Origin of the sequence: Sorangium sp. So ce385, from assembly GCF_051474135.1 — a bacterium.
Classification (GTDB): Bacteria; Myxococcota_A; Polyangia; order Polyangiales; family Polyangiaceae; genus Sorangium; species Sorangium cellulosum_D.
Map to the genome: position 1 here is coordinate 13,743,470 of NZ_CP150337.1, position 12,733 is coordinate 13,756,202.

A 12,733-nucleotide genomic window follows, 5' to 3' on the forward strand; every position below is an offset into this window, starting at 1 on the left:
GCGCGCGCGCACGCCCCGCCGCGCGGCGCGAGGCACGACATGCATGCACTGGCGGGGGCCGCCTGGCACACGTGTGCCATGGATGGGTGATGGGACTGGCTATTTCCGCCAACACGCGATGAGATGGAGGTCTATGGGGCCCGGACGGACGCGCCGTGTCGGGGGCACGCGTCCGAGGGCGGCGGGGCTCGCTCTCCAGTCCGGGCCGCCTGCGCGCGGCGTCAGAGGGGAACGGGCGCGGGGGGGATCTTGAACACGTCCCATGCGGGCGTGTGGTTGCTCGTGTTCGTGGTCTGGTTCCAGAGATAGATCGACGGGTACGTGGTCACCGTCGTGCCCTCCACGACGACGCCGGTCACGTAGAGCTGCGACGCCTTCTTCTGCGGGTCCTTCTGGAGGGTGTAGCCGTCGCGGGACGACGAGAAGATGACCCAGTAATAGGTCTTGCCGTCGACGGTCGTGGCCTCCGGCGACCACCTGGGCCAGCTGTTGTGGATTCCCGGGCTCGTGACGCCGACGCAGGCCGGCGGATCGTTGGCCGCGAGGCGCGTCGCCGCGCCGCCGGCCGCGGGGACCACGTGGATGTCGGACGCGGGGTTATAGTACATCTCCCCCGGGCTCGGCGTCCGGTTGAACGCGATCAGCCGGTCGTCGGGCGAGAAGGCCGGGTAATACTCGTTGAACGCCGGCTCCGCGGCGCCCTGCAGCGGCGTCGCCGCGCCGCCCTGCCGGTCGTTGTAGGGCACCGTGTAGAGATCGCCTGCCCCCGCGGCGATCCGCCCGTCCTTGCCGGCGTCGGTGGACACGTAAACGATGGTGTTGCCGTCGTGGCTCCAGTCCGGCATCAGCGCTCCGCGCGTGTCGCCCTCGCGCGCGATGAAGCCGTACGCGGTCCCCTCCGCGGCCGCCATCTCTTCCTTGACCAGGTTGGGGTTGGCGTCGAGCGGGTAGGTCGGCACCGGCGACTCCAGGTCGAACCACGCGAGGCGCGCGTTCGGCATGGCGCTGTACGACTGGCCGTCCCAGACCGTGCCGCGATCCCGGCCATAGGAGGTGACGACGATCCGGTCTCCCGGGGAGAAATGCGCTGCCGACATCTTGGGCGCGCCGAGCCAGGACTGGCTCATCGCCTCCGAGCCGCCCGGCGTGACGTACGAGGGGACCTCGCCCACCGAGTCCTTCTGCACGGAGGCGATGGCGAGCCCCCACGGCCAGTGATCCGTGAAGATGACGGACTCGCCGTCGGGCGTCGACGTGTGGCACCCGATGCACCTCACCGCGCCGTCGTTCCGGAGGCCGCCGTTCTCGGTCCTGCGGCCGCCCTGCTGCACCTGCTCGACCTTGAGCGCGTCGACGACGCCCTCCTCGCCCACGCCGAACCCGGCCAGCCACGCGTCCGCCGGCCCTTCGCCGATCGCCGCCCAGTACACCATGCTGCCGCCGGCCGGGGCCGGCGCGATGGTGATCGGCCCGGAGGTGCCGAGGAGCGGCGCGCCCGGCGCGCTCGTCGACACCGAGCGGATCGTGATGGTGATCGGCTCGTTCCGGACATGCGACGCCAGCTTCTCCCACATGTCCTTGGGCATCTTCCATTCTCGGTTCGTCGTGTAGACGACCAGGTCGTTCTTCTCCCGGTCGGCGTGCACGCGGATCTCGAACAGGTCCTGCCCCTCGGGCGCGGTCCACCGGAACCTCGGCCGCAGCCAGTTGTTCGGGAAGAGCGCCCCGATCTCCGGCTCGGCGAGGCACGGCCCGCCCGGCGCGCCGCTGCCCGCTGCGCCGAACAGCTCGGGCGCGTTGGCCGGCGGCGGCGTCCCGGCGTCGTCGAGCACCGGGGCCGCGGGGAAGTCCTCGCAGACCTCGCAGGGAGGCGGCTCGACGGGGCCGCCGCTGCCCACGTCGAAGATGTTCCCCGTGCCCGCGCCGAACTCCTCCGGCGCCCCGCCCGAGCCGCCGGCGCCCTGGCCCTGCTGCGGGGAGCCCCCCGGGCTCGCCGAGCAGGCGACCACGAAGGCAGCGCCGATGAAGGCAGCGCCGACAAATCGAGTCCCGATCCGATGTTGCAAGGTTCTCATTCAGGTTCCTCCGTGCGCGCGCTCAGGGCTCGATTCGCCGGACCACCACGCGGATCGGCGCGCCCGAATCCGGGCAGACGCGCTGAGTGCGTGGTCGCCGTGGCGCTGCTGTTTCGTCGCGCCGGACACTCCGGCGGCGGCCAACCGCAGATCGCGAGATCGCTCGGCGCGACGCGCCGCCCTTCCCGACGTGCAAGATGTAAAGAAAGCTCTTGTCAGGTAGGAAGACATGGAACCTTTGCCCCTGTCAAGCGAGTCGCAGGTACATGTCGCCTGAAGGGGGCGCGCAGCGGGCGCTCAGAGGGTGCTCAGCGGCGGGCGCTCGGCGGCGGCCCATGTCGCCCGACGAGGCGCTCGGCGGAGGACGCCGCGGGTCCTGAGGCGTCCGCATCCGACGATGCCGGCGCGCCGCTGCGTTCCCGCGGGACGTGCCGGAGTGCTAGTTTCCCCGCGTGGCCTCGCCGAACCGCATCGGGTACCCGCTCAGCCCCCGGCGGCCGCCCCGCGCGCTCGTGCTCCGCGATCTGTCGCCCGAGGAGGCCGGCGCCGCGATCGACTGGTCCGGCTGGTACCTGCCCGATGATGCGGAGCGTCACGGCAAGGCCGAGCGGTCCGGGATCGTTCGCCTGCTGCTCTCGGTGCTCGCGCAGCTCGCGCGCGAGCGCGGCTGGGTCGACTGGTACGCCGGCGCCGACCACGCCTTCGCCTGGGTGCGGGCCGAGCCGCTGGTGCGCGTCCTGCCCGATCTCTACGTCCTCGATCACCGCCCGTTGCCGCCGCTGCCGCGGCAGTGGCAGACGTGGCTGCCGGGCCATCGCCCGCCGCGGTTCGCGCTGGAGATCGTCACGGGCGACTGGCGCCGGGCGTACGAGGTCGCGCCGGCCAAGTACTGGCAGCTCGGCTGCCCCGAGCTCCTGCTCTTCGATCCCGAGGCGGCCTCGGCCCGCGCGCCGCTCTCCGAGGAGCGCGTGCCGCTCCAGCTCTACCGCCGCGATCCGGACGGCACCTACCTGCGCGTCCACGCCGGCGCCGATCCCCTCTGGATCGAGGCGTTCGACGCGCACGTCGTCGTGCTGAAGGACGGCCCGCACCCGACGTTGCGCGTCGCGCGGACCTCGCGCGCGACCGATCTCGTGCCCGCCGAGGAGGAGGCCCTCCGCGCCGAGGGCGAGGCGCGCGCGCAGGAGCAGCGCGCCCGCGTCGCCGAGCAGCGCGCCCGCGCCGCCGCCGAGGCGCGCGTGCGCGAGCTCGAGGCGCGCGTGCGCGACCTGGAAGCCCGGGTCGCGCGCCGCTGAGCGCGCTCGCCGGCGCGCGAGGGACGCGAGGCGCGCGCTACGCCGGCCGCAAGATCTGCCGCACCGAGTCCACGTCCGCGACCCGGTGCAGCACCGGCTGGAGGCCGGCGCCCGGGGCCTCGCCGAAGGCGCCGCTCGCCGCGACGGCGCGGGCGCGGGGGCCGTCGAGCACGAGGAACACGTCGCGGAGGCCGCCGGCGCCCGGCGCGTCGATCACGTCGACGATGCGCGAGCGATCGAGGTGCAGCTCCTCGTCGCCCCGCTGGATGAGCACGCGCCGGTCGGTGATGAGGTACCGCGTCCGCGCCGCGAGCCGCGCGGGGCGCACCACCGACACGTAGAGCATCGCCGCGCCCGCGGCGACGAGCAGCACGATCGTGAGCGAGAGCGAGGCGACGAGCGCCACGAACGACACGCTCTCCGGATCCATGCCCGCCGCGGTCACGATGCGGATGCTGCGCACGGCGTGCACCGCCGTGACCACGGCGAAGCCGCCGAGGAGCACGCCGAGCAGCACCGAGCCGACCCCGCGCAGGCCGTTCGGGAGCCACTTGTGCCAGCCGTCGGCCGGGTGCGCCGACCAGAGCACCCGCTCGCCCTCGTCGAGGCGCTGCGAGAGCAGCCGGTGACCGTCGCCCGCGGGCGCCGACGGGACGACGCCCCGCAGGATCGCCCAGACGCGATCCGGGGCCACGACGCCGGTCAGCACGATCGACAGGCGCCGCCTGAGCGCGCCCGTGGGCACCGCCCTCACCAGCTCGAGGTCGCCCACGCCGGGGTGCTTCGGGTGCCAGTGGATGCGCGCGTAGCTGATCGACCGCCGCTCGATGGAGCGCCGGAGCTTCCCGCGCTGCACCACGATGTGCCGGTCGGTGAGCAGGTACTCGAGCTCCGAGCGCCACCAGCGCGGCAGGTAGCTGAACGCCACCGCGAGGCTCGCCATCCAGGCCGCGAAGGCGAGCAGCTGGGTCGGCGACGCGCCGAGCGCCTTGCTCACGACGATGGCGGACGCCGTGCTGATCGCGGAGGTCACGCCGCAGACCGCCGCGCCCACGACGTAGAGGAGCGGCGTCGCGACGACCTTGGGGCGTCCGGACCAGAGCACGGGCTCATTGAACACCGAGTCGCGCATCTCGACGGATCTCCGTTCGGGGTGAGCTGGCCGGCGCCGCCCCCGCGCGCGAGGGCGACCACGGTAAGGTGAACCTGCCGGGCGGGGTCGTAAAGGGGCGTCCTCGCATCCCGCCGCGGCGCGACGCGCGTCCGCTGCGGCGCGATCGGCGCGCGACCGGAGGCGACGTGCAGGAGCTCCCGGAAGCGCCTGCGGGGGCGGCCGGAGCGCGGCGCGATCGCGACGGAGCGCCGCCCGGCCGGGCGCCTCGGCTCAGCGCCGCTGCGGCGCCGCGGGCGCCGGCTTGCGCAGGCGCTTCATCGTCTGCTCCCGCTCGCGATCGCACTGCGCGCGCCGCGCCTTGGCCAGCGCCACCCAGTGGTCGTTCCCGGGGGCGCGCGCGATGTACGACTCCCACGCAGCCACGGCCTGCAGGTAGGCCTCCGCGCGCGCGGCGCCGAGCTCGGCGCTCCGCGCCGCGGCCCAGTGGCCGAGCGCGGCGTACCAGGCGTCGTCGTACGGCGGCACGTAGAACCAGCCGGCGCCGTTGATCTGCTGGTCGTTCCGGTCGTAGGTCCTCGCGAGCCGGATGTGCTCGATGGCGCCCTCCAGGTCGCCCGACCGGTCGAGCGCCACGGCGAGCCCCCAGAGCGTGGTCACGCCGTAGCGGAACATGTCGAGCGACCCGAGCGTCGAGAGCGCCGCGCGGTAGCCCTCGACCGCGGAGGTGATGTCGCCGAGCGCCATGTGCGCCTCGGCCTGGTTGGCCAGCAAGAGCGCCCGCGACGCGGCGTGCGGCTCGAGCGCGAGCGCCGCGTCGTACGCCTTGATCTCCTCCGTGTACCTGCCGAGCCGCGCATAGCAGACCGCGAGCGCGTGCCACGCGTCGGCCCGGGAGGGCGCCGGCGGGTGGGCGCGCAAGAGCCCCTCGAGCGTCACGACCGCGCCCTCCACGTCGCCGAGGTGCTCCAGGATGTCGGCGTAGCGCAGCCGCACCGAAGGATCGCGCGAGGTCGGCGCGCCGGCGCGCTCGTACAGCGTGCGCGCCTCGCGCAGCCAGAGCGGGCCGATCTCCTCGACCCGATCGAGGAGCGGCGAGCGCCGGAGCCGGTCGTACCGGGCGAGGAGCGCGTCGGCCTGGGAGATGAGCGCCGCGTGCTCGTCGGCCGCCGGATCCAGCGCGCGGGACCAGACGGTCGGTGCCGCGCGGAGGGGCGCCGCCGCGAGCGCGAGCGCGAGGAGCGCCGCGAGGCCGGGCAGGCGAGGCCGCCAAGGCGAGCGAGGCCGCCGGGCCAGGCGCGGCTCCTGGCTCATCGCGCGCCCCCTGCGCCCGGCGCGGGCGCCGCGCCGCGGTCCTGCGGGGCGCGCCCGGCCGCTCCCGTCGCCGCGGCGCGTGCGGGCCGATGACCCCCGCCGCCGCCTCTCCGGAGCGCGTCGAGGCGCGCGCGCGCCGCCGCGGCCCACGGCCCCTGGCCGCCGGCGCCCGACAGGTACGCCTCCCAGCGCGCGATCGCCGCCGCCGTCATGGTCCGCTCCAGCGCGAGCGCCTCGAGGGCGAGCCGGTCCTCCGGAACCGCAAGGTAGTCGAGGGTGCGCAGGCGCGCCGCCGCGCTGGCGAGATCGTCGGCGGCGTGCTCGCGGGCGGCCGCGCCGGCGTGCTGGTCGGCCGCGCGCGCCCGCGCCGCCGCCTCGGCGCGGTGGTCGGCAGCGCGGGCGCGGGAGGCCTCCGCGCGGACGCGCGCGGCCGCCTGGGCGCGGGGGTCGCCCCCGGCGCCCGCGTCGGCCGCCTCGCCGTCGAGCGCGGCGTCGGCCTGGGCCTTGTCGCCGGCGCGGTCCAGCGCGAGCGCGAGCGACAGCGTGACGTCGCGGGCGAGCTGCGTCTGCGCGCGCAGGCGCGCCTCGCGCAGGTAGGCGATCGCCTCGTCGAGGTCGCCGCGGGCGCCCTCCGCGGCCGCGCCGGAGGGCGGCTTCGCGGCCGCGCCGGCGGCGGCCATGGACAGGTGCGCCGCCTCGAGCAGCACGAGCGCGCGCTGATCGGCGGTGCCGAGCAGGTCGATGCGGGGGACGAGCGCGCGGTAGATCGCGATCGCCTCGTCGCGCTTGCCGGTGCGGGCGAGCGACCGGGCGAGATCGTGCATCGTGTGCGGGTCCTCGACGCTGCGCGGGTCGATGCCCCGCGCGCGATCGAAGGCGCGCCCCGCCTCCTCGGGGGAGCCGAGGGCGAGGGCGGCGCGGGCGAGCAGGACGTGCGGCGCGGCGTGCCCCGGGAGGAGCTGGTCGGCGAGGCGCGCCGCCTCGCGCGCCGCCTCCGGGTTGCTGCCGAGCTGCGCCTGGCCTCGCGCGAGCAGGTCGCAGTAGCGCGGGAGCTCCGGCGCGCGCGCGCGCTCCCAGACCGTGGGCCCCCGCGCGATGGCCCGGCTGGACCGCGCCGAGCACTCGGGCGGCCGCCCCGCCGCCGCCGCCGCCGCGACGAGCTCGCTGCCCGCCTGACCGGCGTGGGCGGTGAGCGGGAAGGCGAGCGGGAAGGCGAGCAGGGCCGTAAGCAACAGCGGGCCGGGGTGCACGGCCGGAGTGTACCAGCGACGCGCCCCGGAGGCCCACGTCGGGCCGGCGGCGGCGGGCTGCGATCCGGTTGATCGGGCGGGCGATGGTCCGTTATGGTGCCCGAGGTGACAGCGCCGACGGGGGGCGTTCGCGGGTCGTGCTTCGCTGGACTCCGCAGCCTTGGAGCCTCGTGAGGCCAGAGGAGGATCGACATCATGGGCGAGGTGATTCGCAAGGATGCGCCGGCGGACGACATCATCGGTGACGTGCGCGCGACGCTCCAGAGCGCTTCTGCGAAGGGGGGGTCCCTCCGGGAGCTCGCCGAGCAGCGGCTCGTGCCCGTGCTGACGCTCTTCGACGGGGTGGAGGCCCAGCGCAACGCCGCGCGGTCGGAGGCGGAGCCGCTGCTCGCCAAGGTGGAGGCCGAGTCCGCGCGCGCCGACGACGCGCTCGGCAAGGTCGCCGACGACGTCTGGAACGCCGTGGGCCGCCCGTCCGCGGATCCTGCGCTGTCGATCCTGTTCCCCGGCGGCGCGGCGTATTTCGCCGACTACGAGGACGGCGACATCACGGGGCAGCCGGATCGGCTGGAGGTGCTCGCGCAGCTGCTCGGCTCGGGGATCCACCCCAAGCTCAGCCTGGACAAGGCGCAGGCGGCGGCGGCCGAGGTGAAGTCGGCGGCCGCGGCGCTGCGCTCGACGGTCGAGGCGACCCGGCTCCCGCTCGAGCGGCTGAGCGTGCTCGATCGCATCCGCGCCGCGGTGGCGAAGAGCGCGCACATCGAGCTCGTGCACCTGAAGCGCCTCTACAAGGCCGCCGGCTTCACCGAGGCGGAGATCCACGGCGTCATCCCGGATCGCGGCCGCGCGCGGCGCCGGCTGTAGGGCGCCGCGCCCGTCTCGTCGACGGATCGGCGGCCCGGTCGGCGCCGCAGCTCGTCAGTCGGCGTCCGGCGCGGGCGAGCGCAGCGCCGGCGCCCTAGGCCGGCTCACGGGCGATCGCCGGGAGAAGGGGGATACGGGCTGGGCGTGCCGGAGCCGAGCGACGTGCTGCGCCCGTAGCCGCCGTAGGGCGGGTAGGCCGGCATGTAAGGCCCGTTGGAGCCGTAGTAGACGGGGCCGTAGTACGGCGCGCCGTTGCCGTAATAGGGCGCGCCGTTGCCGTCATAGGGCGCGCCGTTGCCGTAATAGGGCGCGCCGTTGCCGTAATAGGGCGTGCCGTTGCCGTAATAGGGCGTGCCGTTGCCGTAATAGGGCGTGCCGTTGCCGTAGTCGTAGTACGGCGAGCGCGGCGGATTGCCGTTCTCCGAGACGTACGGGGTGCCGATGAGCGAGGTGAGCGACGTGGCGAACGAGAGGTGCCGCGACGTGGCCTCCCGGATGCTGGGGACGAGGTGAGAGATCCCCGGGTGCAGCTCGGGTCCGACGACGACGAGCTGCTCCTTGATATGGGCGAGGAACTCCTGGTGCCGGGCGATCTGGAGGTTGACGTACGTCCAGTCGAAGCTGCGACCGCTGAGCCCTTCGAGCGTCTGTTGATCCGACGCGCCCTGCTCGACCAGCGCCCGGCTGACCTGGTTGTCGTCCGGCGTCACGCCGGCCTGCCCGAGCGCGGCCCGGAGCTGCTGGTTCGCGACGGTGTGGTGATTGAGCAGCTCCTGGGCGAGCTCGATGACGTACGCGTCCGTCGCGCGGGTCATGGCGAGCTGCGCCTCGGCGATCTGGATCGTATCGAAGGCGTCGATCACCGAGGCGAGCTCCGGGACCGAGAGCGTGAAGGCCAGCGATGCGGATTCGACCGCCTCTTCCGCGCTGTCCTGGTCCGCCGCTGCGAGGCCGTCGTCTCCCGCAGCGACGGAGCAGGCGCTGGCCCCCACGAGCGCCAGGGCTGCGATCCATGCAAAACGAAGAGAGTTGATTCGAAACTTCATACTTCCCCCCATGTCAATGACGGAAGCGGCGCCGGCGCCGGAGCGCTTGGCGGTGATGCCTGGCCCGCCCCGTCACGTATCTTGAACTGCGCTGGGGATATGCAAGCGCGAGATCGTCAAATCGATGATGCTCACGAGCGCACAGGATCGGTTGAATCGTCGGCGTCGCGCGACGCACCGGCGCGCGGGTGCCACCTCTCGCCGTGGCTGAACGGACGAGGGCGCTGCCCGGGCGGCGGCGCCCGCGTGGTCACGGGAGGTCGCGAGGGGCAGGGGAGCGGCGTTGTCGGGTGATCGGCGAGGTGCCATGTCCAGCCGCGGCGGAGGCGGCGGGACGGATATCGATGCTTTCCTGGAGGAGGCCCGCGCGCGGGCCGCGTGCTCTCGGCGAACGGCGCGCGAACGGCGCGCGAACGGCGCGTCAGTCCGCGGTCTTGGCCGGTTTGCGGGCCACGACGCCGACGGTGCCGTAGTAGATGCCCCACGCCGCGGGGTCGGCCGCGAACCTGGCGTATCCGGCGAGATCCTCCGCGCTGATCCGCCCGGTCGCGAGGTACTTGTCCTGGAGCTGGGTGGCGGAGAGGCTCATGATCTCGGACAGCGGGTGGCCGCCCGGGCACAGCGGCACCTCGTTCTCGACGGCCTCGATGGCGAGCCCTCGCGACGCGAGGATCGCGGGCAGGCGCAGGCCCAGCCCCGGGTCCTTGCCCTCGGCCTGGAACATCGCGAGGATCGACTGATTCACCCGATCGAAGGCCTCGATATCCGGGCCGGACGCGCCCCTGGCCGCGGTGAAGTCGGGCTCCTCGAGCACGAGGCGCCCGCCGGGCTTCAGCGCCGCGAGCATGGCGTCGAGGAGATCCTGGAAATGGGCGTTGTGGATGAGCACGTAGCGGGCGTGCACCAGATCGAAGCGCGCCGCGTGAAAGTCGAGCTGGCGGATGTCGCCTTCGATGATCCGGACGCCCGGCAGCTGAGAAGCATCCATGAACCCGACATCGAGGTCGACCGCGACCACCTCGCCTTCCTGGCCGACGCGCTCTGCCATCCAGCAGGCGATGGACCCGGCGCCGGCCCCCACCTCGAGGCAGCTCCAGCCGGGACCCATCCCGGACGCCTTGAGCAGGCGCCAGCTGGCGGGGTCGAAGAACCCCTCGATCCGCCGCAGGCGCTCCAGCTCTCGCGCGCGCTCCGAACCCGCAAACGTGTAGCTGTCCTCGGCCATAGGGATGGACATAATAGCCCATTCCGCTGGGGAAGAAGCGAACTTCTCCTCGCCCGGCCCTCTGCCGATCGGTGGAGTGACGTACACGGGAGCTGTTCGGCCCAGGCTGGACAGCCGCGCTCGTCGCGGCGGTATGTCCAGGCGTGAGCTTTCGCGATCCGAGGTGAACCGCGGGAGGTGGTCGGCGCGACGTACCCGTACGCCCGGTGCATACACGGCGGCCATCGGGGCCGCGGCTCTGAGGACGGTATTCCCCGGTACGACGGTGGGCCCCCCGGAGGAGGTGTTCGCCGGGCGGCCCGGATCCCGGCCTCCCTCACGTCACGTGAGCGCCCGGCGCAGCGCGAGCACCGCCAGCCCGCCCACCCCGAGCGTGGCCGCGGTGCTCAGGAACTTCCTTGCCGTGGAAGGCGCCGGCAGGAACGCCGTGGCGCTGAGCGCCGCGAGCGGGGGCGACGTGCGCGCCGGCGCCGACTCGGCGGCCAGCGGCGACGCCGCGGCGTGGATCGGCGCGGTCTCGGCGAACAGATCGAGCATCTCGCGCACGAAGGCGGGCAGATCCTGCGGCCCGCGGCTCGACAGCCAGTTGCCGTCGCGCACCGCCTCCTCGTCGCGCCAGACGCCGCCCGCGTGCACGATGTCGTCGCGGATCCCGGGCCAGGACGCGAGCTGCCGCCCGCTCACGAGCTCCGCCGACGCGAGCACCCAGGGCCCGTGGCAGATCGTCGCGATCGGCTTCCGGGCGTCGTCGAACGCGCGCACGAACCGGCGCGCGTCCTCGCTCTGGCGCAGGAGATCCGGGTTGATGAACCCTCCCGGCAGGAGCAAGCCGTCGTACTCGGCCGGGTCCGCCTCGCCGACCGTCCGGTCCACGCGCACCCTCGCGCCGGGCTCGTGGAGGTTCATCCCGCGGATCTTGCCGTGACGCAGCGAGACGACGTCCACCGTCGCGCCCGCGGCGCGGAGCGCCTTCATCGGCACGGTCAGCTCGATCTGCTCGAACCCGTCCGCCACGAGCGCCGCGATCCGCTTCCCTGCAAGCTTCTTTCGTTCCTTCATGCTGCCTCAACGGTTGTCGGGTGGGTTTCATGGCAACAGGCGCGCCAGGACGTGCCTGTTCCTGCTGCCCTGTTGGTCGTTCGGAGACATGTCCCCTCCGACGCACCTAGAGCCGGCGCCCGGCTCCGCAACCGAGGCCAGCGCAGATCTCGTGGGGTCCGCGGGCCCAGCTGTCCGTGTCGCCCGCGGCCGACGATGAGGGTGTGTCGTTTTGCGACACGCGGCCCATGGCGCAGGGCGGGGGCGCGCCGTCACCTCGACGGGAGCAGCCTCGGGCGGAGCCACAGGAGGCCCAGCACGGCGGGCGCGAGGGCGGAGAGGCCGACGACCACCGCGCGCAGGAGCCGCTTCTTGCCGCGCGGCTTCCATCCGCCGCTCACGGTGGCCCCTTCCGGCAACGGCGTGAACAGGTTGCCGTTCGTCGCGTACGCGATGCGGTCGTGCTTCAGGTGCAGCCGGTCGACGCTCCGCGCGAGCAGGCGCTCGGCGAGGCCCGGCGCCACGAGCGACAGCAAGGACAGCTGCCGGGCCGCGCTGCCCACGAACACCTCGCGCCGCGGTGTCCGCGCCAGACGAACGATGGCGCGCGCCACGCGCTCCGGCGGGTACACCGGGGGCATGGCCTTCGGCGTGCGCCCCGTGTAGTTGCCCGCGTGCTGGAAGAACGGCGTGTCGATGGTCGCGGGCAGGACGGTGGAGACGTGGATGTCGCGGGCCCGGAGCACCTGGAGCTCCTGCCTCAGGCTCTGGGACAGGCCGCGGATCGCGTGCTTCGAGGCGACGTAGGCGCTGACGTAAGGCTCGGACAGCCGCGACACCATCGAGCCGACGTTGATGAGCACGCCGCTGCCCTGCCGCCGGAACTGGGCCAGGGCGGCGCGGGCGCCGTGAATGTAGCCGAACAGGTTGGTCTCGATGACGCGCCGGTAGGGCTCGGAGGGCGTCTGTTCGAACAGGCCGAAGAGCGTCACCGCCGCGTTGTTGATCCACACGTCGATCCGGCCGAAGGCCTCGGTGGTGCGCCGCGCGATCTCCAGGACGGCGGCCTCGTTCGTCACGTCGGCGGGCACGACGAGCGCCTTGCCGCCGGCCTGCTCGCACTCGGCGGCGAGGTCGCGCAGCGGCTGCTCCCGCCTGGCAGCGAGCGTCACCGCGGCCCCGCGCCTGGCGAACTCCAGCGCCGTTGCGCGGCCGATGCCGCTCGATGCGCCCGTGATCACGACGATCGTATTCCGGAACTTGTCGCGCATGCCTCACCCCCTCTTCTGCGCCCACGCGGCGTGGCACGTATGCCCACGCCGCGTTGCGAGCGGCCGCGCGCGGGCGCGGCGTGCTCCGCGGTCACAGGTGGTCCTGGCCCCATGCAAGCGCTGGGCGAGCCGTGTCGAGCCGTGAGGGTGCTTGGGCCGCGCGCATCGACGCGCCCGCCTGCGCGGTTGCGTGCGCGGTCGCGTGTGGTCGAGCGCGCACGCGAGCGCCGGCCGGCGTCAGGAG

Annotated in this window: 10 protein-coding genes; 2 read left to right on the forward strand and 8 right to left on the reverse strand. The window is 73.9% G+C overall.

Going from position 1 to position 12,733, the window contains the following annotated elements; translation table 11 throughout:
• Positions 1 to 221: 221 nt before the first annotated feature.
• A complete protein-coding gene (locus WME83_RS50370) occupies positions 222 to 2,075 on the reverse strand; it encodes a hypothetical protein (protein ID WP_437316848.1) in 1,854 nt (617 codons plus the stop codon).
• Between the two features lie 452 nt (positions 2,076 to 2,527).
• Here WME83_RS50370 and WME83_RS50375 point away from each other — a divergent pair, with 452 nt between their 5' ends.
• Positions 2,528 to 3,370, forward strand: a complete 843-nt coding sequence (locus WME83_RS50375) for a Uma2 family endonuclease (protein ID WP_437316849.1) — start codon at positions 2,528 to 2,530, stop codon at positions 3,368 to 3,370.
• Positions 3,371 to 3,407: 37 nt separating this feature from the next.
• Here the strand turns inward: WME83_RS50375 and WME83_RS50380 are convergent, their stop codons facing one another.
• The 3 genes from WME83_RS50380 to WME83_RS50390 form a co-directional block, all read right to left on the reverse strand.
• Entirely contained in the window at positions 3,408 to 4,502 is a 1,095-nt protein-coding gene (locus WME83_RS50380; RefSeq protein WP_437316850.1) for a hypothetical protein, read from the reverse strand.
• A gap of 252 nt (positions 4,503 to 4,754) precedes the next feature.
• Positions 4,755 to 5,795 carry a tetratricopeptide repeat protein gene (locus WME83_RS50385; RefSeq protein ID WP_437316851.1) on the reverse strand — a complete coding sequence of 347 codons (1,041 nt, stop codon included), beginning with the start codon at positions 5,793 to 5,795 and terminating at the stop codon, positions 4,755 to 4,757.
• Positions 5,792 to 7,045: a hypothetical protein gene (locus WME83_RS50390; protein ID WP_437316852.1), complete on the reverse strand. Its 1,254-nt coding sequence runs from the start codon at positions 7,043 to 7,045 to the stop codon at positions 5,792 to 5,794. The genes WME83_RS50385 and WME83_RS50390 overlap by 4 nt, the downstream gene beginning before the upstream one ends.
• A 195-nt stretch (positions 7,046 to 7,240) precedes the next feature.
• Here WME83_RS50390 and WME83_RS50395 point away from each other — a divergent pair, with 195 nt between their 5' ends.
• Complete coding sequence (locus WME83_RS50395; protein WP_020741980.1) at positions 7,241 to 7,909, forward strand: hypothetical protein; 669 nt, start codon at positions 7,241 to 7,243, stop codon at positions 7,907 to 7,909.
• 104 nt (positions 7,910 to 8,013) lie between these two features.
• Here WME83_RS50395 and WME83_RS50400 read toward each other — a convergent pair whose 3' ends face one another.
• The 4 genes from WME83_RS50400 to WME83_RS50415 all read right to left on the reverse strand — a co-directional run bounded on the left by WME83_RS50400 (position 8,014) and on the right by WME83_RS50415 (position 12,489).
• Positions 8,014 to 8,955, reverse strand: a complete 942-nt coding sequence (locus WME83_RS50400; protein WP_437316853.1) for a DUF4142 domain-containing protein — start codon at positions 8,953 to 8,955, stop codon at positions 8,014 to 8,016.
• A 421-nt stretch (positions 8,956 to 9,376) separates the two neighbouring features.
• Positions 9,377 to 10,192, reverse strand: coding sequence for a class I SAM-dependent methyltransferase (locus WME83_RS50405; RefSeq protein WP_437316854.1), 816 nt, complete (start codon positions 10,190 to 10,192; stop codon positions 9,377 to 9,379).
• A 309-nt stretch (positions 10,193 to 10,501) separates the two neighbouring features.
• Positions 10,502 to 11,239, reverse strand: coding sequence for a type 1 glutamine amidotransferase domain-containing protein (locus WME83_RS50410; RefSeq protein ID WP_437316855.1), 738 nt, complete (start codon positions 11,237 to 11,239; stop codon positions 10,502 to 10,504).
• Between the two features lie 251 nt (positions 11,240 to 11,490).
• A complete protein-coding gene (locus WME83_RS50415; protein ID WP_437316856.1) occupies positions 11,491 to 12,489 on the reverse strand; it encodes an SDR family oxidoreductase in 999 nt (332 codons plus the stop codon).
• Positions 12,490 to 12,733: the final 244 nt, after the last annotated feature.